The organism is Streptomyces sp. NPDC059247 (assembly GCF_042754005.1).
Taxonomy (GTDB): Bacteria; Actinomycetota; Actinomycetes; order Streptomycetales; family Streptomycetaceae; genus Streptomyces.
On record NZ_JBHYZW010000004.1, the window covers coordinates 424,636 to 444,559 of the forward strand.

Consider the following 19,924-nt stretch of genomic DNA (forward strand, 5'->3'; position numbering starts at 1 on the left):
GGCGGGACGCCCGGACGGGGCCGGGTCGGGGCGGACGGCCGGGCCGGGCCGGTGACCGGGCGCAGACGGGACGTCGGTGGGAGGCGGGGGCGAGGGCGGGATGTCGGCCGAGTGCGCGGGCGGGGCCGTCGCGGGTCGGTGACCCGGCGCGCGCGAACTGTCGGCCGGGGGCGCGGGGACGGCGGCGGCCGGGTACGCGGGTGTGGCCGGGGGCGCGGGTGTGGTCGGGGGCGCGGCAGCGGCCGGAGGCTCGGCGGCGGTCGGCCCAGGCCGGAGGCCAGGCCAGGACCGGCCCTCGGCGGGGTACGGGGACCCGGTATCGGCCGGACGGGGGGAGCCGGTCGGTTCGGGCCAGGGGCCCCGCGCGGACGAACCTCCGGGGAGCGCGGGCGCGGCATCGGCCCAGCGCGCGACGACGGCCGGGGGCGCGGGTGCGGTCGGGGTCGCGGCGGCGGCCGGGTGCGCGGGTGCGGTCGGGTCCGCAACGGCGGTCGGCCCAGGCCGGAGGCCAGGCCCGGACCGGTCCTCGGCCGGGTGCGCGGGGGTGGCACCGGTCGGCCGGGCGGGCGCGGGCGGGTGCTCGGGCGTGGTCGCCGGATGCGCGGGAGGCTCGTACGGGTGCGTCGGGGCGGGCGGGCGGTGTCCTGAGGGCGGGGTGGTCCGCGCCGGGGGTAAGGCCGTCCGTGCCGGGGGCGGGGTGGTCCGTGCCGGGGGCGGGGCTATCCCGGGCGGGAGGGCGTCCAGGGGGCCCTCGGCGCCACGGCGGTCGCGGGTCCCGACGTCGTGGGTCCCGGCGCTGTGAGTCGGGGCGCTGTGAGTCGGGGCGCCGTGGGGCGGGGCCGGGGTGCCGAGGAGGGCCTCGGAGCGGGCGTTCCAGGCTCCGGGGCTCGTGGGGGCGGCGGAGCCGCGCATGGGGGTGCCTCCTTCAGGCATCGGGGGCTCCTGTCCCCACGGTCACGGTCCGGTGCGTCCAGCTGCCCGGTACGTGCGCCTCGGCGGGGTGGGCGAAGAGCACACCGTCCCGGGGGCGGCGGACCGGCGCGCGGGAGAGGAGTTCGAGGTAGATGCCGCGGAACGCGGCCAGGTTCTGTTCGACGGTGAAGAGTTCGAGCGCGCGGGCGCGGGCGGCGGCGCCGAGCCGGTGGCGGCGGTCGGGGTCGCGGAGGAGCGCCAGGCAGGCGTCGGCGAACGCCCGTGGATTGCGCGGCGGGACGACGAGACCCGTGCCGCCGATGATCTCGACGACGGCGCCGACGTCCGTGGAGACGGTGGCGCGGGCGCAGAACATGGCCTCGACGAGTGCGGCGGGGAAGCCTTCGACGACGCTGGACAGGACGACGACCGCGCCCGAGGCGTAGGTGTCCTCCAGGGTGGGCGCCTCGGGGCCGCCGAGTTCCGCGAAGGAGACCGGGCTCTCGCCGACGGCGTGCGCGCCGGGCGCCTCGTCGGGGAAGAGCCGGTCCGCGAGCCCCCGGCAGTGCGCGAGGTGGGCGGCGGAACCGGGGTCCCGTACGGGCACGGAGACGATCCGCAGCCGGGCGTCGGGCTGCCGGGAGCGGATCTCGGCGAAGGAGTGCAGCAGCCCGACGAGGTTCTTGGCGGGTTCGACGCGGCCGACCCAGACCAGGGTGGCGGGGTCGCCGCTCTCCTCGTTCTCGCCGGTCTCGGCGAAGCGGTCGGCGGGCAGCCCGGGGTGGACGGTGCGGACGCGGGCCCGGTCGGCGCCGCACCGCTCCTGCCAGCGGCGGGCGTGGGCGTTGCCCGGGGTGAGGAGGTCGGCCCGCCGGTAGACCTCGGCGGAGAGACGGCCGTGAAGGGCGGCGAGCAGGGTGCGCAGGGGCGCGGAGTGGCCCGCGCCCTCGGTGGAGAGGTAGTGGGCGCGGAGGGGGACGCCGTACTCGGTGACGAGCAGCGGCGTCCCGAAGAAGCGTTTGGCCAGGAGCCCGGGGAGCGCCGTGGTTCCTCCGGCGGTGGCGTGGCAGAGGTCGGCGGCGCCCAGCGCGTCCTCGTCGTACCAGTCGAAGGAGAGGGGCCGCAGGACGTGGGCGAGGTGCTCGGCGAAGGCGAGGTGGTCGGGGAGCGCGGCGGCGGCGCCCCGGCGTGCGCCGGGGGCGCGGCAGGCGGCTTCGAGGACGCGGACGGCGTCGTCGGAGCGGAGCGCGCCGGGGAGTCCGCCGCGCTCGCGGGCGAGGTCCGCGAGGGCGTACAGCCCGGCGGCGAAGGCGGGTTCGGGGGCGTCCGGCGCCTCTCCCCCGGGGTGCCGTGCCGCCGGGGCGGCCTCCCGGACGGGCTGCGGGCCCCCGGTGTCCCGCGCGCCCCCCTCGTACCGCTCGTACCCCTCGTACCGTGCTTCCCCGACGTACCGCGCGCCCCCGGCGTGCCCGCCGTCCCGCGCGCCCCCGGTCTCCTCCGCGCACAGGCCGGTGGCGAGCAGGTGGAGGGCCTCGGTGAAGCGGTGCCGGTCGCGGCGGCCGTACGCGCGCCGGGCGGCCCGTGCGCCGAACGCGGTGCGTTCGAGGAGGTTCCCGGCCGCCGGGCCGGTCCCGGGGCCGCCGGAGGGGGCGGTGCGGACGAGGCGGGCGTTCGGCGGGAGCGGGCGCGCGCCGCCGGGGGCTCCCTGGGCGTACAGGTCGAACTGGTGCTGCCCGAGGCCGCGTACGAGCCGTTCGCACCAGCGTCCGTACCCACCGGCCGCGTTCGGGTGGACACCCTCCGTGAGCAGTCCGATCCGCACGTGCGCACCCCCGATCTCCCTTGACGGCGGCCACCTCCGGTCGGGCGACTCGCAGCGGGACGAACGTAAGCGGAGACAGCGGTGGCGCGACGGACGGTTGTCCGTCGCACCACCGGAAGGGGTGAATGCACGTAACTTTCGCCGCGCGGTCGCGTTCTGTCGCGGTACGCGCCGGGGCGGACACGGAGGGTCAGACGGCGGCGGGCTCCCGGCGCAGCTCCCGGCGCTCCGCCGCGCGGACCGGGTCGAGCGAGGGGACGGCCGCGAGGAGCCGCCGGGTGTAAGGGTCCCGGGGCGCGCCGTACACCTCGGCGACCGTGCCCTGTTCGACGATCCGGCCCTCGTGCATGACGGCGACCCGGTCGCTGACCTGCCGGACGACGGCGAGGTCGTGGGCGATGAAGACGAGCCCGAGGCCCAGTTCGGCCTGGAGTTCGGCGAGCAGCGCGACGACCTGGGCCTGGGTGGTGACGTCGAGCGCGGAGACGGGTTCGTCGCAGACGATCAGCCGGGGTTCGGCGGCGAGGGCGCGGGCGATGCCGACGCGCTGCCGCTGTCCGCCGCTGAACTCGTGCGGGTAGGCGCCGTACCGGTCGGGGTCGAGGCCCACCCGGTCGAGCAGTTCCCGCACCCGGGTCCGGATCCGGGTCCCGTCGCGCTCCCCCGCCGCCCGCAGGGGGTCGGCGATCGACTCGCCGACGGTGCGGCGCGGGTTGAGGGAGGAGACGGGGTCCTGGAAGACCATCTGGAGTTCGCGGCGGTGGGGGCGCAGTTCCCGGTCGGTGAGGGAGCCGATCTCCGTTCCCCGGTAGCGGAGTTCGCCGTCGGTGGGGTCGAGGAGCCGTACCAGCATCCGGCCCAGGGTGGTCTTGCCGCTGCCGGACTCCCCCACGACGCCGAGGGTCTCACCGGCGCGGACGGTGAGGGAGACCCCGTCGACGGCGGTGAAGGTCTTCCCGCCGCGCCCGAACTCCCTGCGCAGGCCGTGTGCTTCGAGGAGCGGCGGGCCGTCCTCGGCCGGGGCGGGCCTGACCGGCCCGTCGAGCCGGGGCACGGCGGCGAGCAGCCGTCGGGTGTACGGCTCCGCCGGGGCGCCCAGGACGGTCGCGACGGGTCCGCGTTCGATCGCGCGGCCGTCGCGCATGACGAGGACCTCGTCGACGCTCTCGGCGGCCACGCCGACGTCATGGGTGACGAGGAGCAGCGCGGTGCCGGTCTCGCGGCGCAGTTCGTGCAGCAGGTCGAGGATCTGGGCCTGCACGGTGACGTCGAGGGCGGTGGTCGGTTCGTCGGCGACGAGGAGCCGGGGTGCGCAGGCGAGGGCCATCGCGAGCAGGGCGCGCTGTCGCATCCCGCCGCTGAACTCGTGCGGGCGGGAGCGGGAGCGGCGGGCGGCGTCGGGGATGCCGACCCGGTCGAGGACCTGGACGGCGCGGGCGCGGGCGGCGCGCCGGGTGCCGCCGAAGTGGGTCCGGTGGACCTCGGCGATCTGGTCGCCGACGGCGTAGTACGGGTCGAGGGCGGACAGCGGGTCCTGGAAGACCATGGCGGCGGTGCCGCCGCGCAGCCGTCGCAGTGCGGCGGGGCCCGCGGTGGCCGGGTCGGTGCCGTCGACGCGTACGGTGCCGCCGATGCGGGCTCCGGTGCCCCGGTGGAGTCCGAGGAGGGCGGCGGCGACGGTGGACTTGCCGCTGCCGGACTCGCCGACGAGGGCGAGCGCGCGGCCCTCCTCCAGGGTGAAGGAGAGTCCGTCGACGGCCCGGACGGGTGCGCCGTCGCGGGCGAACTCGACGGTGAGGTCGCGGACTTCGACGAGCGGCGGCGCGGCGGGGCCGTGATCCCGTGCGGGCGGTGTCGCGGCGGCGGTGTCCTCGCGGGGCGGGGGGAGCGGTGTCCCAGGGGCTTCGGCGGGCGGTGTCATGTGAGGACGACCCTTCGGTCGGCGGCGGCGTAGAGCACGTCGGCGAGGACGTTGGCGAGGACGACGAAGACGCCGGTCACCAGGACGACGCCCACCACCACCGGCAGGTCGACGGAGCGGACCCCGTCGATGAGGGTCTTGCCGAGTCCGGGGATGCCGAAGAGGGACTCGGTGAGGACGGCTCCGCCGAACATCGAGCCGAAGTCGACGGCGCTGACCGCGATCACGGGCGGGACGGCGCCGCGCAGGGCGTGCCGGGTGACGACGGACCGTTCCCCGACCCCGTAGGCGCGGAAGGTCCTGATGTGGTCCTCGGCGAGTGTCTCCAGGGTGGAACTCCTGGTGAGCCGGGCGTACTTGGCGGATTCGAAGAGGCCGAGGGTGAGCCAGGGCAGCAGCATGTTCCAGGCCCACTGCTCGGGGTCCTCGGCGAGCGGTACGTAGCTGGGGAAGGGCAGCCACTGGAGGTGGGCGCAGACCACCATGAGGAGGACGAGGCCCAGGATGAAGACGGGGGTGCCGGTGCCCGCGAGGGTGACGAGGGTCAGCAGGCGCTCGGTGGGTCCGCCCCGGCGGAGCGCGGAGAGCAGTCCGGTGCCGACGCCGACGAGGAGCCAGACGGTCATGGCGCCGAAGGTGAGGGAGGCGGTGGCGGGGAGTCGGTCCAGGATGATCCGGGTGACCTGCTGGTCGCTCTGGTAGGAGAGGCCGAGGCAGGGCGCGTCGCAGTGGACGACGGAGGTGCCCGCCGAGTAGTCGCGGCCGGTGAACACGCCCTGGAGGAAGTGCAGGTACTGCGCGAACACGCTCTGGTTCAGGCCGAGTTGCTCGCGGACCTGGGCTATCTGCTGGGGGTTGCAACGCTCCCCGCAGGCGAGCCGGGCGGGGTCGCCCGGGGCCAGGTAGAAGAGCGCGTACACGAGGACCGAGAGCGCCAGGAGGACGAGCGCGGCACCCGCGAGCCGCTTGAGGACGAAGCGGGTCATCGGGAGGTCTCCTTACGGGTGCCCACGCGCAGCCGGCCGGCCTCGCGCGGGTCGAGGGCCGTGCGGACCGCGTCGCCGAGGACGGTGAAGGCGAGCACGGTGACGAAGAGCAGTCCGGCGGGGAGCAGGACGTAGGCGGGGTCGGCCCGGAACCAGGTCTGCGCGCTCGACAGCATCTGCCCCCAGGACGGGGTGGGCGGGGTGACGCCCACGCCGAGGAAGGAGAGCGAGGCCTCGACGACGATGTTGGTGGGGACGAGGATCGCCGCGTAGGTGATGACGGGGGCGGCGAGGGCGGGCAGGAGTTCGCGGCGGGCGGTCCGCCAGGGGCCGGAGCCCGCGAGCCGGGAGGCGGCGACGAAGTCGAGGCCGCGCAGGGTGAGGGTCTGGGCCCGCACGATCCGGGAGGTCCCGGCCCAGCCGAGGAAGCCGATGACGAGGATCAGCAGCAGCGGGCGGGGGAAGCCGCGCGGGACGACGGCGGTGAGGGCGACGGCGAGGACCAGCATCGGGAGGGCGACGAGGACGTCGGTGACGCGGCCGAGGACGCTGTCGGCCCAGCGGTTGCCGAGCCCGGCGGCGAGGCCGACGAGGAGTCCGAGGAGGACCTGGACGACGGTGGCGCCGACGGCGACGAGGAGGGAGATCCGGGCGCCGTACAGGAGCCGGACGAACAGGTCGCGGCCGGTGCCGGGTTCGACGCCGAGCCAGTGGTCGGCGCTCGCCCCGCCGAAGGCGCCGTACGGGACGCCGCCGCGGGCCGAGTCGACGAGGTCGTCGTGGTACGTGTTCGGGTCCTGGCCGGTGAGGGCGGCGAGCAGCGGGGCGGCGAGGGCGAGGAGGACGAGCAGGAGGAGGACGGCGGCGGAGACGAGGGCTGCCGGACGGGTGCGGAGCCGTCGCCACACCTGCCGGGCGGCGCCCGTGGCGGGAAGGCCCGCCACGGGCGCCGTCGTACCGGTCGGGGAAGTCACTTGACCGCGACCTGCGAGACGTCGAGGACACCGGTCCAGTCGCTGATGACGACGTTCTTGACGCTCTTGCCGACGAGCCGCTTGTAGACGGGGTGGAAGAGGGGCACGTCGAGCGCCTGCTCGCCGATCTTCTTGTCGAGGGCGCCCCAGCGGACGGCGGCGGCCTTGAGGTCGGTGAGCTTGTTGATCTCGTCGATCTCCTGGTTGACCGCCGGGTCGTTCAGCTGCGCGTGGTTGTAGTTGGAGCCGTTGGTGACGATCTGGCGGCCGTCGAAGATCGGCGCGAGGAACGGGCCGCCCGCGGGCCAGTCGGCGCCCCAGCGGGAGAGGAAGAAGCCGGGCGCGTCCTTGACGCTCCAGCGCTTCTCGTTGAAGGAGTTGGGCTCCTGGCCGTCCAGCTCGACCTTGATGCCCGCCTTACCGAGCGCCTCCTGGACGGCGGTGGCGATCTCGGGGCTGGTGGCACGGTTCTGGGCGGTGGAGTGCAGCAGGGTGATCGTGAGGCCGTCGGGGTACCCGGCTTCCTTCAGCAGGGACCTGGCCTTCTCCGGGTCACCGGTCTTCCCGGCCGGGAAGTGGTCGTACGGCGTGTACCCGAAGGACTCCCGCTCGGGCAGGAAGGTGGTGGCGGCCTCGGCGAGCGCGGAGCCGCCCGCCGCGTTGACGACGCTGGTGCGGTTGACGGCGTACGAGATCGCCTGGCGCACCTTCGGGTTGTCGAAGGGCTTCACCTTCGGGTTGAAGGCGAGGTAGTTGGTGTAGCCGAAGTGACCGGTGCCGACGCGGGCGGCGAGCGCCTTGTCGGAGCCGACCTGGGCGAGTTCGGCCGGGCCGAGGTTGGTGTCGGTGGTGACGGCGGCGGAGTCGGCGCCGGTGGAGGTGGCGAGGCGCTGGTTGATGACGGCCTCGTCGAGACCGGAGCGGACGTCGATCCGGTCGGGGTAGGCCTTGCGCTCCTCGTCGGTCTTCGGGTCCCAGTGCGCGTTGCGCTCCAGGACCAGTCGCTCGCCGTCGTTCTCGTTCCGCACGACCTTGTACGGGCCGGAGGACAGCGGGTGCTCCTCGTACTTCGCGCCGGTGTCCTTGGCCTTGGGGACGGGGGTGAACTGGGTCTGGGTGGCGACGAAGGGGAACTCGCCCTCGGGCTTGCGCAGCTTGAAGACGATGGTCCGGGCGTCGGGGGTGGCGACGGAGGCGAGGCCCTTCTTGTCCTTGTACGGGCCCTGGTAGGTGTCGCCGCCGATGAGCCAGTCCCGCAGGTAGGGGGCGCCGCCGGAGAGTTCGGCGGCGAAGGAGCGCTCGACGCCGTGCTTGATGTCGGCGCTGGTGATGGGCGTGCCGTCCTCGAACTTCAGGCCCTCCTTCAGCGTGAACGTCCACTCGGTGGCGTCCTTGTTGGGGCGGCCGGTGTCGGTGGCGAGGTCGGGGACGACCTGAGTGCCCGCGGCGCCCTCCTCGCGGTTGCGGGTGGTGAGCGTGCGGAAGACGAGGGAGGGGACGTTGCCGCCGCCGGAGGTGTAGAGCCGGGCGGGGTCGAAGTCGGTCTGGGGCTCGCTGTTGAGGACGGTCAGCGTGCCGCCCTTCCGCGGGGCTCCGGAGTCCTTGCCGGGGGTGCCGTCCTTGGCGCCGGTGCCCTCGGGTCCCGCGCAGGCGACGGCGCCCGAGGCCAGGACGAGACTGACGGCGGCGGCTGCCACGCGGCGCGAGATGACGGACGATCGACGCATCGGAAGAGAACCTCTCGGGGAACTGCGAACGGGAAAAGGGAATTCCACGCGGGCAGCGGCGAGCGGAGTCGTCCCGGGAAATGCGCCGGGAAAAGGAGAAAGCCGCGCCTGCGGGAAGGAAGAACCCGGGCGCGGCACATTCGCGTAGGAAATTACGGAAAGAAGGGCCGACGAGCGCTCGGGCGGGCGTCAGCTACAGAGAACGTCGGCGACGGAGTGTCCGGTCACGCCGATGAGCGCCAGCTCAATGGCGGCGCGCTCGGAGACGACGTGACGGTGCGACATGCCGAGAAATATGAACGAACACGCGAGCGATGTCAATGCGGCATCGGAAATCCCGGGATTCCGCGCCCCCGTCCACGGGCCGGAATCCATCGGCCGGAATGTCAACTCCCGGGATGGACCCAGGGGTTGGGGAGGCACTTGATTCCGCCGATGTTCAGGGACTTCGTCTGCTGCTGCATCACCGGGGCGAGGGCGCCGGGCGTGGCACAGTCCTTGTGGCCGTGCCCGAGCCGGTGTCCGACCTCGTGGTTGATGAGCATCTGCCGGTAGGCGTACATCGCCTTGGGGCCGAAGGTCGCCGACCCCTGGGCCCAGCGGAACGCGTTGATCATCACGCGGTCGGTGGAGGCCGAGTCGCAGGACACGTTGTCGACCGTCGTGTCGAGACCGGACTTGGCGCACCAGGCTCCGGTGGTGCCGGGGCTGGCGAGCGTGATGACGAAGCGGGGGTCCCCGCTGGAGATCCGCTCGAAGGACATGGCGCCCTGTCCGGCCCAGCTGCGCGGGTCGTTGAGGGTCTTCTGCACGGCCGAGGCGAAGAGTTCCGTGTCGAGTCCGAGCCCCTCCTCGACGTCGATCCGGTAGCGGATCAGCCGTCCGGGGCCGGGGGCCTTCTGGAAGCCGGGCACGGCCTTGAAGGTGCCGGAGCCCTTCAGCTTGGGGTCGATCGGGTACTGCCGGGTCATCAGCTGTTCGTAGGTGGGCGGCGGCGGGGTGGCGACCGGCGCGGGGCTCGTCGGGGCGGCCCGGTCGTCGGAGCGGGAGGCCGGGCCGTCGGCCGAGGCGCGCCCGTCCGGCTCCTCGGCGGCGCGGGGGGCCGCCCCGGTCGTCTCCCGGTCCGTGACCTGCCCGGCGACGACGACGGCCAGGACGGTGGCGACGGCGGCGGCGGCGACTCCGGTGAGGGTGCGGCCGAGTCCGCCCCGGGCGGCCGGGAGCTCCGCCTCCGGCTCCTCCTCGGGAAGGCTCTCGCGGCGCGGGCCGGGGACGAACGGGACCTGCTCGGAGCCCCGTCGGGCCCGGCCGGACCCGGGTCCCGGGCCGTACGCCCCGGGGCGCGGACCGCCCTCGTCGTGCTGCGGATGGCCCCCGCGCGCGGACGCCCCGGGACCGGGAGCGCCGGGACCGGGAGCACCGGCCGACGCGGGGACGCGGTGGACGGGGGTGCCGTGGGCGGGAGTACCGGGCCCGGCGGGACCGCGCGGAGGGGCGCCGTGCGCGGGGGCGCCCGGCCCGGCGGACCCGTACGCGGGGGTGCCGTGCGCGGGGGTGCCGTGCTCCGGGGACCCGTACGCGGGCGACCCGTACAGCGGAGTCCCGTGGGCGGGGGTGCCGGGCTCGCCCGGCTGCCTGCGGCGGCGGCCGGTGCCCTGCGGGGTGCCGGGCCGTGGCGGCGCCGGTTCCGCCACGGGCTGCTGCCCGGTGTCGGCCACCGACGGCGCGGCACCCTTGCGGCTGTGTCGTCCCACGCCCCGGATCAGCTCCCGCCGTTGTCGGCGATCAGGTCCCGGACGGCCTGCGCGACCGTCTCGGGGTACTCCATCATCGCCACGTGACCCGCCTCGGGAAGGGTCAGCAGGCGCGAGCCGCTGAAGGCGGCGGCTGCCCGGCGGGCCGTCCGGTACGAGACGAGCTGGTCGCGTCCACCGTAGACGAGCAGCGTCGGCGCGAGGACCCGTTCGGCCTGCCGCCACAGTCCGTGCTGCCCGCCGAGCGTGTACGCGTCCACGATGCCGCGCGCGGAGCGGGCCATCGCGTCCCAGAAATAAGGGAGTTCGAGGCGCCGCTCCATCTCCTCCACGGCGTGCAGGAAGCCTTCGTCGGTGACCCGGCCGGGGTCCCCGTAACAGAGCGAGAGGACGCCCCGGACGCGCTGCTCCGGCGTCCAGTCCCGGCTGAGCCTCGCGAAGAACCCGGCGACGCCGGGCACCGCGAGCAGGGCCGTAGGCCAGGCGGTCCGCTGGGCGCGCAGCTCGGGCAGGGCGGGCGAGACGAGGGTCAGGGTGCGGACCAGGTCGGGCCGGGCGGCGGCGACCCGGGTGGCGACCGCGCCGCCCAGCGAGTTGCCGACGAGGTGGACCGGGCCCCGGCCCGAGGAGTCGAGGAGCCGGACGACGGCACGGGCGTGCCCGGTGACCGAGTAGTCGCCGTTGTCGGGCGGCGGGGAGTCGCCGAAGCCGGGCAGGTCGACCGCCTCGGAGTCGAGGAGGTCCGAGAGCAGCGGCATCAGCGCGGACCAGTTCTGCGAGGAACCGCCGAGACCGTGCACGAACAGCGCGGGCGCCCGCCCCGGCCCGTCGCCGGGCCTGGCGCGCACCGAGAGGGTGAGTCCGGGCAGCGGTACGGAGCGGAGTTCCTCGCCGTCGGCGACCCGTACGGCACGGGGCGCGCGCGACGCGGAGGACACGGCGGCGGTCCGGGTTTCCGGCAGCTCGGTCGACGACATGGCCGCAATATTACGAGACGATCACGCGCGGGCGTGTGTGGATGCGGTCACACGTACGGAACCGTGCGGTCACCCGTGCGTGTGCGGTGGGAGGCGGCTGCTCCTAGGCTCGGAGGAGAGGGCCTTCGGAGAGGACCGCGACCCGCCGCCGGAAGGAACCCCATGACCGTCGATCCGAGCGATCCCGACACTTTCGCCGAGGAAGCCGAAGAAGCCGAAGAGGCCCGGGAAGGGAGCAGCGTGCTGGACGACGAGATCCCGGAGGCGGACGCGGCCGAACAGCACGCGGAACTGCGGCAGCGCGAGGACGAGCCGGTCACCCACCTCGAACGGGATTCGGCGAACGAGGCCGATTCCTCCGAACAGGCCCGGGTCGTCGCCCTGGACGAGGACGACTACCGCTGATTTGTTCGGTTTAAACTTGAATCGCCTGTCGACCTGGGCGTCCGGTCCGTGAAATTCTGCGTTCGCACCGCGCACAGCCGGGTTACCCAAAAGTACGATGGCCACGCGGGCGACAGCGCGCATGGATCGATTCTTGGGAGGCCGCGTGAGCGCCATCGAGCAGACAGAGGCAGCACGCCCTCGGGGCACGCGCCTGCCGCGACGTGCCCGACGGAACCAGCTCCTCGGCGCGGCCCAGGAGGTCTTCGTCGCCCAGGGATACCACTCGGCCGCCATGGACGACATCGCCGAGCGGGCGGGCGTCAGCAAGCCGGTGCTCTACCAGCACTTCCCGGGGAAGCTGGAGCTGTACCTCGCCCTGCTCGACCAGCACTGCGAGTCGCTGCTCCTCGCGGTGCGGACCGCGCTCGCCTCCACCACCGACAACAAGCTGCGCGTCGCCGCCACGATGGACGCCTACTTCGCGTACGTCGAGGACGAGGGCGGCGCCTTCCGGCTGGTCTTCGAGTCCGATCTGACGAACGAACCGGCCGTGCGCGAGCGCGTGGACCGGGTGAGCCTCCAGTGCGCCGAGGCGATCTCCGAGGTCATCGCCGAGGACACCGGTCTCGCCAAGGACGAGTCGATGCTGCTCGCCGTGGGCCTCGGCGGGGTCTCCCAGGTCGTGGCCCGCTACTGGCTGTCGAGCGGGTCCGCCATCCCCCGCGACAAGGCGGTCGGCCTGCTGACCTCGCTGGCGTGGCGCGGCATCGCCGGGTTCCCGCTGCACCCGGTCGACGGACAGCTGAGCGCCGAGGGCCACTGAGCGTTCCCGCGCGCTGTTCGCTCCTGGCGTGCGGCGGCTGAACCGTGCACGTCCCCTCACCGGGCTAATGTGTGCAGCGTACGGCGCGGAGAATCGCGCAACGCTGACCGTTCGGAGGGACATAGCCGTGGAGGTCAAGATCGGCGTGCAGCACGCACCCCGGGAGATCGTTCTGGAGAGCGGGCAGTCCGCCGAGGAGGTGGAGCGCGCCGTCGCCGACGCGCTGGCCGGCAAGGCGCAGCTGCTCAGCCTCTCGGACGAGAAGGGCCGCAAGGTCCTCGTCCCGGCCGAGAAGATCGCGTACGTGGAGCTCGGCGAGCCCGCCGTGCGCCGCGTGGGCTTCGGCACGCTCTGAGCCCTTCGGGCCCGGAATTCCGCGGAAGGCCCGGTGGACCGTCCTGGTCCACCGGGCCTTCCGTGCGTCCGGACCGGGAAGGGGCGGGGCGTCGGCCGAAGGGCTGGGGGCTGGGGGCTGGGGGCTGGGGGCTGGGGAACGGCTCCGGACCGGCGCCCGCCGAAGATCCACCGAAGATCCGCCGGAGATCCATCGAAGACCCACCGGAGATCCGCTGAGGATCCGCCGGGCGGTCTCTCGTATGCCTGTATGTCCACGTCAGGACGTACGGAAGGATTGTTTTCCGCGCGCCCTGGGTAGGAGGGCCTTCGACCGCACCACCCGCCCCGCACGCTCCGCGAGGTGATCCGCCGTGTTCCTGGAAGCCCTCGGCTCCGCCCTGCTCGGTTTCGCCCTGGCCTGGGCCGCCGCGCACCGGCTGCCCGACCGTCTCCCCGTCCGGGCGACCGTCCTTCTCACCGGCACGCTGGGCGGTGTCTTCGGGGCGCTCGTCACCCACGGGGCCCTGGGGCCGGGCCACTTCCTCGCCACCCTCGTCGGGGCCGTGGCCGTGTCGGCGGTGCTCATCTCACTGCTCGTCAGGCCCGCCTCACGGCGGCTGCGGCGATCAGCGGCGGTGTGACGGCCGCCGCCGACCGCACGGAGGAGCGGCGGTCTCAGGCCGCCAGACCCAGCGCGGCCATCCGCTTGGTGTGCGCCTCGGTGATCCGGGAGAACATCCGGCCCACCTCCGCGAGGTCGAAGCCGTCCGCGACCCCGCCGACCAGCATCGTGGAGAGCGCGTCCCGCTCGGCCACCACCCGCTGGGCCTGCGAGAGTGCCTCGCCCATCAACCGGCGCGCCCAGAGCGCGAGCCTGCCGCCGACGCGCGGGTCGGCGTCGATCGCGGCGCGGACCTTCTCCACGGCGAAGTTGCCGTGGCCGGTGTCGTCGAGGACGGCGAGGACGAGCCCGCGCGTGTCGGAGTCGAGCCGGGCGGCGACCTCCCGGTAGAAGTCGCTGGCGATCGAGTCGCCCACATAGGCCTTGACCAGACCCTCCAGCCAGTCCGAGGGAGCGGTCTGACGGTGGAAGTCGTCCAGCGCCTTGGCGAAGGGCTCCATGGCCGAGGTCGGCTCCGCGTCGACGGCGGCGAGCCGGTCCCGCAACCGCTCGAAGTGGTGGAACTCGGCCGAGGCCATCTTCGCCAGCTCCGCCTTGTCCGCGAGGGTCGGCGCCAGCTTGGCGTCCTCGGCGAGCCGCTCGAAGGCCGCGAGCTCTCCGTAGGCGAGGGCACCGAGGAGGTCGATCACGGCCGCGCGGTACTGCGGCTCCTCGGCGGCCGTCGCCCAGTTCTCGGCGGCGATCCCGGTCGGTGTGGCGTTGTCAGGCGTCTCCATGGAGCGCACAATAACCCGCTCGCGCACCGGGGGAAGGCGCTGGTCATTCAGTGTGACCGTGCCCTCATCGCCATTTCTCCCAACACACATGCGCGATTCCGGGGTACAGTGGTAATGCGCCTGCTGAGTATGCGGACATGCTTTCGCACGTTCGGACGTATCCGGTGGGCCGACTCATGAATGAGGATGCCCGGTCGGTGGCCCGATCGGCTCCGGCCCGACAGCCCTTCCGGCGGACCCGCGGAAGGGTCACCCTCAGCGGTACGACGCTCGAGCGACGGCAGTGGTCCCGTGCCACCCGGCAGCGATCCCAGGATCGCGTCGGCGGTTCCCGGCACGGTACGACCCCCTTCGTTCGCCTCGCGCCGCGTCTCACAGAAGAGGCAGCACCCTGACTACGACTTTCCGAGAACTCGGAATCCTCCCCGAGACGGCCGAGGCCCTGGAGGCCGTCGGTATCGTCACTCCCTTCCCCATCCAGGAGATGACCCTCCCGGTCGCCCTCACCGGCACCGACGTCATCGGCCAGGCCAAGACCGGCACGGGCAAGACCCTCGGTTTCGGCCTCCCCATCCTGGAGCGCGTCACCGTCCCGATGGACGTCGAGGCGGGCCGGGCCCAGCCCGAGCAGCTCACCGACGCCCCGCAGGCGCTCGTCGTCGTGCCCACCCGCGAGCTGTGCCAGCAGGTCACCAACGACCTCCTGACCGCGGGCAAGGTGCGGAACGTGCGCGTGCTCGCCATCTACGGCGGCCGGGCGTACGAGCCCCAGGTCGAGGCGCTCCAGAAGGGCGTCGACGTCGTCGTCGGCACCCCGGGCCGTCTCCTCGACCTGGCGGGACAGCGCAAGCTCGACCTGTCCGCCGTCAAGGTCCTCGTCCTCGACGAGGCCGACGAGATGCTCGACCTGGGCTTCCTGCCCGACGTCGAGAAGATCATGAACATGCTTCCGCCGAAGCGTCAGACCATGCTGTTCTCTGCCACCATGCCGGGCGCGGTCATCGGTCTCGCCCGCCGCTACATGTCGCAGCCGACGCACATCCGCGCCACCTCGACCGACGGCGAGGGCGTGACCGTCGCCAACATCAAGCAGCGCGTCTACCGCGCCCACTCGATGGACAAGCCGGAGCTGGTCTCCCGCATCCTCCAGGCCAACGGCCGCGGGCTCGCGATGATCTTCTGCCGCACCAAGCGGACGGCCGCCGACATCGCCGAGCAGCTGGAGCGGCGCGGCTTCGCCTCCGGCGCGGTCCACGGCGACCTCGGCCAGGGCGCCCGCGAGCAGGCGCTGCGCGCCTTCCGCAACGGCAAGGTGGACGTCCTCGTCTGCACCGACGTCGCCGCGCGCGGCATCGACGTCGAGGGCGTCACCCACGTCATCAACTACCAGTCCCCCGAGGACGAGAAGACCTTCCTGCACCGGGTCGGCCGCACCGGCCGCGCCGGGGCGAAGGGCACCGCCGTCACGCTGGTCGACTGGGACGACATCCCGCGCTGGCAGCTCATCAACAAGGCGCTCGGCCTCGACTTCCACGAGCCGGCCGAGACGTACTCCAGCTCCCCGCACCTGTTCGAGGAGCTGGACATCCCGGCGGGCACCAAGGGCGTCCTGCCCCGAGGCGAGCGGACCCGCGCGGGTCTGGGCGCGGAGGAGCTGGAGGACCTGGGCGAGCCCGGCGGACGCCGTGGGCGCGGCCCGAAGACCGAGCGCACCGAGCGGACCGAGGAGCGTCCCGAGCGCACCCGGACCCCGCGCCAGCGTCGGCGCACCCGGGGCGGCGAGCTGGACGACGCCCCGGTGGCCACTACCACCGAGACGGCTCCGGTCGCGGACGAGGTGAAGACCGAGGCCGGTCCGCGCACCCCGCGCCGTCGCCGCCGCACCCGTGTCGGCGCCCCCGACTCCCTGTCGGTGACGCCGTCGCAGCCGGTGGCCCGGCAGACCGAGACGGCCCCGGCCGCCCCGGTGGCCGCCGCCCGTACGGAGGCCGCCCCGGTGGCGACCGCCGTCGAGGCCGCTCCGGCGCCCGTCGCCGCCACCCCGGCCGAGGAGCCGAAGGCCCCGGCGGAGGAGCCGAAGGCCCCGCGTCGCCGTTCGGTGAAGAAGACCGCCGCCCGTCCGGAGGCCGTCAGGACCGCTCCGGCCGCCCAGGCCCCGGTGGCCCAGGGACAGGCTCCGGCGCCCCGCCGTCGCCGCCCCCGGGTGGTCCGTCCGGCCGAGGACACCGGTTCGTTCCAGACCGTGGAGTCCGCCGCCGCCGCGCTGCACGCGGCGAAGGCGGCCCCGGCCGCCCCGGTGGCCACCGCCGTCGAGGCCGCTCCGGCGCCCGTCGCCGCGGCCGAGGAGCCGAAGAAGGCCCCCCGCCGCCGTACGACGAAGAAGACCGCCGCCCCGGTGGCCGAGGCCGCCGTTTCGGCCGTCGCGGTCGCCGAGCCGGTCGCCGCCGCCCCCGTGGTGGCGGAGCCCGTCGCCGAGGCTCCGGCCACGGCGGAGGTTCCCGCGCCGCGCCGCCGCCGGGTCGTCCGCAAGGCCGCCGGTTCGCCGGTGACCGCCGCTCCCGTCGTGGAGCCGGTCGTCGAGCCGGAGCCCGCGCCGGTCGTGGCGGAGGAGCCGCAGAAGCCCGCCCGCCGCCGGGTGGTGCGCAAGGCCGCCGGTTCGCCGGCCGGTTCCGCGCCCGCCGAGGCGGTCGTCGTGACGGTCCCGGCCGTCAAGGCGGCTCCGGCCGCCCCCGTCGCGGAGGCCGCTCCGGCACCCGTCGCGGAGGCCGCCCCGGCGCCTGCCGTCGAGGCCGCCCCGGTCGAGGAGCCGAAGAAGGCCCCCCGCCGCCGTACGACGAAGAAGGCCGTCGCTGCTCCGGCGGACACGGCCGTCGAGGTCCCGGCCGCCGAGGCCGCCGAGGAGGCCCCCAAGGCTCCCCGGCGCCGTACGACGAAGAAGGCGGCGGTGGCCGCCGAGGCGCCCGACGCCTCCGAGCCGAAGACCCCGGCCCGGCGCCGTACGACGAAGAAGGCCGCCGCCGCTCCGGCGGACACGGCCGTCGAGGTCCCGGCCGCCGAGGAGGCCCCCAAGGCTCCGCGTCGCCGCACCACGAAGAAGGCGGCGGCGGCTCCGACCGAGAGCTGATCCCGCCCGATCCCGTCGCCGAGGCCCGGCCCCTTTCCCGGGGGCCGGGCCTCGGCGCGTACGGGGAACCCCTCCGGGTCCTGAGGTGCGCGCGGCCCCTACGGGCCCCAAGGGTCGGCCTCCCCCGAGCCCCCGTCTCACACGAACGGAGTCAGGGCCCCCTCACGGGAACCCCTCCGGGTTCCCCCGAGGGACACGACCCGCCCCGGGCCCCCGCGCGGGCGGGTGGACCATCCGGGTCCGGCGGACAGGGACCGTCGCCGGGTGCCCCGGTCGACACGGACCGCTCGCCGCCCACTCGGGTGGACCGTCCCGGCCCCCTGCCCAGACCCACCGCTCCGGGCCACGGCCCGAGCGGCCTTCCGGGACCCGCGTACCCAGACCCCCGGCCTCGCCGACCCGCGCCGCTCAGGCCCCTCGGGGGCCGCCCGAGCCCCGGGCCGCACGCCGACCCCACGCATCCGGCACATCCGGCACATCCGGCAGGCGCGGGCCTCCCCCAGGTCCCGTGTACGTCGGCCACTCCCTGCCCCGGCTGACGCGCGGCCCGTTCGGGCGTGGGTGCGTGAACCGTCCCGGACACGGACCCGGCAGACAGCGGCCTCCCCCGACCCCGCGTACATCACCGCCCGGTCGGCCACGGACCACCCCGCGACCCGCCCACGTCGGCCATCCCACGCCCCAACGCGCACGGGCCGCTCAAGAGGCCCGCCCACGGGGGCCGCTCCGGTCCCGGACGGCATGGGCCGCCCCGGGGTTCGCCCCGGCCGTCCGGGCCGCCCCGGTGCGCGTTCCTCCGGTTACAGTCCAGACATGAGCAAGCCCCGGTCCCTCGCGCTGCCGACCCGTACCCGCGTCCGTCGCCTGGTGACCGCGCGCGGCGACTTCGCCGTCCTCGACGCCGGGCCGGCCGGTGAGCGGCGCGGCACGGTGCTGCTGCTGCCCGGCTACACCGGCAGCAAGGAGGACTTCCTCGCCCTGCTGGGGCCGCTGGGCGAGGCAGGGTACCGGGCCGTGGCCGTGGACGGGCGGGGCCAGTACGAGACTCCGGGCCCCCGGGGCCGGGCCGCGTACCGGCGCAAGGCGCTGGCGCTGGACGCGGTGGCGCAGGCCGTCGCGCTCGGCGACGGCCCCGTCCATCTGCTCGGGCACTCCTTCGGGGGTCTGGTGGCCCGTGCGGCGGCCTCGCTCGCGCCGGGCGCCTTCCGTTCCCTGACCCTGCTCTCCTCCGGCCCCGGCCGGGTGTCCCGGCCGCAGCGCGTCCGGGTCAGGGTGCTGCGCGCCGCCCTCGCGCTGCTGCCGAAGGAGCGGGTGTGGCAGGCGATGTGCTGGCTGGACAGCCGGGGCGAGGAGCCGGACACCGACGACGCCCCGCAGCTCGCGGACTTCCTGCGGCGCCGCTGGACGCGCACCCGGATCGCCCAGCTCTCCGGTGCGGGACGGCTGCTGCTCAGCCGTACGGACGGCACGGCGGAACTCGCCGCACTGCCGCTGCCGCTCCACATGGCGTACGGCGCGGACGAGACGGTCTGGCCGACGGCGGACCTCGCCGTGGCGGCGGCCCGCACCGGCGCGCACCACACCGTGGTCGCGGGCGCGGGCCACTCCCCCAACGTGTCGCACCCGCGCGAGCTGACCGACCGGCTCACCGGCTTCTGGGAGCGGACGGCGGTGCCCCGGACGGCCGGGACCGCCCGCTGAGGCCCGCTCCCCGGAGAACCGGGGCCGGGGGTCAGAACTGCGTCTTGAGGTGCTGCCAGAAGCCGTCGCGCAGGGCGCGCCGGAGGGCGGCGTGGCCGCGCAGGGAGCGGCTGAGCAGGCGTTCCGCCTCGACGAGCAGGTCCTGGTCGACGGGTCCCGGCAGATAGGGGGCACCGGGCACCAGCTCGGCGAGCTGGTCACGGCCGCGTTCGCCGAGCCAGATGGCCGCGATCCGGGCGCCGATGAAACGCACCTCGTCGCGGGAGGGCGGCGGCTCGCCCTCGTTCTCGTACGTGGTGACGGGACGGCGGGTGACGTACGGGGCGCAGAAGTCGAGCTCGAAGGTGCGCTGGCTGTCGACCTCCCAGAGCAGGGCCTCGGCCTGGTTGCGGCCCTCCGCCGCCTCGATGCCCCAGAGGTGGACGCGGGCGCCGTAGCCCTGGGCGGCCTCGACCGCGGAGACGAGGTCCTCGTCGCCGCCGACCAGAGCGGCGTCGCTGATGGCCCGGTGGCGGGCGAGGGACTCCAGGTCGGAGCGGATGAGGGAGTCGACGCCCTTCTGCTGGTTGTTGGCGTTGAGGTTGCCGAGGCGGACCTTGACGTCGGGGAGTTCCGCGATGGCCTGCTGTCCGGGGGTGTGGATGCGGCGACGGGCCCCGTCGTACCAGTAGACGCGGAGCAGTCGGCTGTCGGCGAAGATCGTGCGGGCCGTGTCGATGAAGGCGTCGATGAGGCCCTCGGCGTCGAGGTCGAAGGAGCGGCGGTCCTCGGTGCCCGCCACCAGCAATCCGGCCGCAGCATGGACGTAACCGGCGTCGACGAAGATGGCGTGGGTGGAGGGGGTCTTGGCGACCTCGGCCAGCATCCGCCGGAGGAGGTCGTTGGTGTGGTCCAGGCGGGCGTCGAGGGCTTGCAGGCGGGCGTCGGTCCCGGTGACCGGGACCACTGCGGCGGTGCCGGGGGTCTCGGTGGTACCGGTGATCTGGGTGGTACCGGGGGCTTCGGTGGCGCCGGGTGTCCGGGCAGTGTCTGCGTCGTTCATACGCGGCTCATTCTCCGCCCCGGCGGTCCCTCCCGCCACA

16 protein-coding genes are annotated in these 19,924 nt (G+C 74.7%); 6 read left to right on the top strand and 10 right to left on the bottom strand.

Translation table 11 applies throughout. The features are described 5' to 3' along the window. Positions 1-925: 925 nt before the first annotated feature. The 8 genes from ACFXGN_RS11770 to ACFXGN_RS11805 form a co-directional block, all read right to left on the bottom strand. Positions 926-2,734, bottom strand: coding sequence for a glycosyltransferase (locus ACFXGN_RS11770; RefSeq protein ID WP_384856723.1), 1,809 nt, complete (start codon positions 2,732-2,734; stop codon positions 926-928). A 190-nt stretch (positions 2,735-2,924) separates the two neighbouring features. Then, a complete protein-coding gene (locus tag ACFXGN_RS11775; RefSeq protein WP_384856726.1) occupies positions 2,925-4,655 on the bottom strand; it encodes a dipeptide ABC transporter ATP-binding protein in 1,731 nt (576 codons plus the stop codon). Continuing rightward, the gene (locus ACFXGN_RS11780) at positions 4,652-5,641 is read right to left on the bottom strand and encodes an ABC transporter permease (RefSeq protein ID WP_384856728.1); all 990 of its coding nucleotides are present in this window, start codon (positions 5,639-5,641) and stop codon (positions 4,652-4,654) included. Before ACFXGN_RS11780 ends, ACFXGN_RS11775 begins: the two co-directional genes overlap by 4 nt. Then, positions 5,638-6,585, bottom strand: a complete 948-nt coding sequence (locus ACFXGN_RS11785; RefSeq protein WP_384856730.1) for an ABC transporter permease — start codon at positions 6,583-6,585, stop codon at positions 5,638-5,640. Before ACFXGN_RS11785 ends, ACFXGN_RS11780 begins: the two co-directional genes overlap by 4 nt. Positions 6,586-6,611: 26 nt before the next feature. After that, positions 6,612-8,342 carry an ABC transporter substrate-binding protein gene (locus tag ACFXGN_RS11790; RefSeq protein WP_384856733.1) on the bottom strand — a complete coding sequence of 577 codons (1,731 nt, stop codon included), beginning with the start codon at positions 8,340-8,342 and terminating at the stop codon, positions 6,612-6,614. Between the two features lie 189 nt (positions 8,343-8,531). Continuing rightward, entirely contained in the window at positions 8,532-8,627 is a 96-nt protein-coding gene (locus ACFXGN_RS11795; protein WP_351795738.1) for an Ms4533A family Cys-rich leader peptide, read from the bottom strand. A gap of 101 nt (positions 8,628-8,728) precedes the next feature. Further along, positions 8,729-10,096 (bottom strand): DUF3152 domain-containing protein, encoded by a 1,368-nt coding sequence (locus ACFXGN_RS11800; RefSeq protein WP_384856736.1) that lies wholly within the window; start codon positions 10,094-10,096, stop codon positions 8,729-8,731. Positions 10,097-10,104: 8 nt separating this feature from the next. Continuing rightward, positions 10,105-11,073 (bottom strand): alpha/beta fold hydrolase, encoded by a 969-nt coding sequence (locus ACFXGN_RS11805; RefSeq protein ID WP_384856739.1) that lies wholly within the window; start codon positions 11,071-11,073, stop codon positions 10,105-10,107. 162 nt (positions 11,074-11,235) lie between these two features. Here ACFXGN_RS11805 and ACFXGN_RS11810 point away from each other — a divergent pair, with 162 nt between their 5' ends. The 4 genes from ACFXGN_RS11810 to ACFXGN_RS11825 all read left to right on the top strand — a co-directional run bounded on the left by ACFXGN_RS11810 (position 11,236) and on the right by ACFXGN_RS11825 (position 13,260). Beyond that, a complete protein-coding gene (locus ACFXGN_RS11810) occupies positions 11,236-11,478 on the top strand; it encodes a hypothetical protein (protein WP_384856742.1) in 243 nt (80 codons plus the stop codon). Between the two features lie 145 nt (positions 11,479-11,623). After that, positions 11,624-12,283, top strand: coding sequence for a TetR/AcrR family transcriptional regulator (locus ACFXGN_RS11815; protein WP_366440169.1), 660 nt, complete (start codon positions 11,624-11,626; stop codon positions 12,281-12,283). A 127-nt stretch (positions 12,284-12,410) separates the two neighbouring features. After that, positions 12,411-12,638, top strand: coding sequence for a DUF3107 domain-containing protein (locus tag ACFXGN_RS11820; RefSeq protein ID WP_351795725.1), 228 nt, complete (start codon positions 12,411-12,413; stop codon positions 12,636-12,638). Between the two features lie 352 nt (positions 12,639-12,990). After that, positions 12,991-13,260 carry a hypothetical protein gene (locus ACFXGN_RS11825; protein ID WP_384856746.1) on the top strand — a complete coding sequence of 90 codons (270 nt, stop codon included), beginning with the start codon at positions 12,991-12,993 and terminating at the stop codon, positions 13,258-13,260. Between the two features lie 34 nt (positions 13,261-13,294). Here the strand turns inward: ACFXGN_RS11825 and ACFXGN_RS11830 are convergent, their stop codons facing one another. Then, positions 13,295-14,017: a ferritin-like fold-containing protein gene (locus tag ACFXGN_RS11830; RefSeq protein WP_366440167.1), complete on the bottom strand. Its 723-nt coding sequence runs from the start codon at positions 14,015-14,017 to the stop codon at positions 13,295-13,297. 484 nt (positions 14,018-14,501) lie between these two features. On the opposite strand from ACFXGN_RS11830, the gene ACFXGN_RS11835 reads away from it, so the two are divergent. Together ACFXGN_RS11835 and ACFXGN_RS11840 are read left to right on the top strand one after the other, a co-directional pair. Beyond that, positions 14,502-17,141 (top strand): DEAD/DEAH box helicase, encoded by a 2,640-nt coding sequence (locus ACFXGN_RS11835; RefSeq protein ID WP_384856749.1) that lies wholly within the window; start codon positions 14,502-14,504, stop codon positions 17,139-17,141. A gap of 813 nt (positions 17,142-17,954) precedes the next feature. Further along, positions 17,955-18,842 (top strand): alpha/beta fold hydrolase, encoded by an 888-nt coding sequence (locus ACFXGN_RS11840; RefSeq protein ID WP_384856751.1) that lies wholly within the window; start codon positions 17,955-17,957, stop codon positions 18,840-18,842. Positions 18,843-18,873: 31 nt separating this feature from the next. On the opposite strand, the gene ACFXGN_RS11845 is transcribed toward ACFXGN_RS11840, so the two are convergent. Then, complete coding sequence (locus tag ACFXGN_RS11845) at positions 18,874-19,707, bottom strand: NYN domain-containing protein (protein WP_384856859.1); 834 nt, start codon at positions 19,705-19,707, stop codon at positions 18,874-18,876. Positions 19,708-19,924 lie beyond the last annotated feature (217 nt).

Coding starts and splice junctions, on each gene's coding strand:
- ACFXGN_RS11775 (WP_384856726.1), bottom strand. CDS start 4,655: ATGACACCGCCCGCCGAAGCCCCTGGGACACCGCTCCCCCCGCCCCGC.
- ACFXGN_RS11780 (WP_384856728.1), bottom strand. CDS start 5,641: ATGACCCGCTTCGTCCTCAAGCGGCTCGCGGGTGCCGCGCTCGTCCTC.
- ACFXGN_RS11790 (WP_384856733.1), bottom strand. CDS start 8,342: ATGCGTCGATCGTCCGTCATCTCGCGCCGCGTGGCAGCCGCCGCCGTC.
- ACFXGN_RS11795 (WP_351795738.1), bottom strand. CDS start 8,627: ATGTCGCACCGTCACGTCGTCTCCGAGCGCGCCGCCATTGAGCTGGCG.
- ACFXGN_RS11805 (WP_384856739.1), bottom strand. CDS start 11,073: ATGTCGTCGACCGAGCTGCCGGAAACCCGGACCGCCGCCGTGTCCTCC.
- ACFXGN_RS11810 (WP_384856742.1), top strand. CDS start 11,236: ATGACCGTCGATCCGAGCGATCCCGACACTTTCGCCGAGGAAGCCGAA.
- ACFXGN_RS11830 (WP_366440167.1), bottom strand. CDS start 14,017: ATGGAGACGCCTGACAACGCCACACCGACCGGGATCGCCGCCGAGAAC.
- ACFXGN_RS11835 (WP_384856749.1), top strand. CDS start 14,502: ATGACCCTCCCGGTCGCCCTCACCGGCACCGACGTCATCGGCCAGGCC.
- ACFXGN_RS11840 (WP_384856751.1), top strand. CDS start 17,955: ATGAGCAAGCCCCGGTCCCTCGCGCTGCCGACCCGTACCCGCGTCCGT.
- ACFXGN_RS11845 (WP_384856859.1), bottom strand. CDS start 19,707: ATGCTGGCCGAGGTCGCCAAGACCCCCTCCACCCACGCCATCTTCGTC.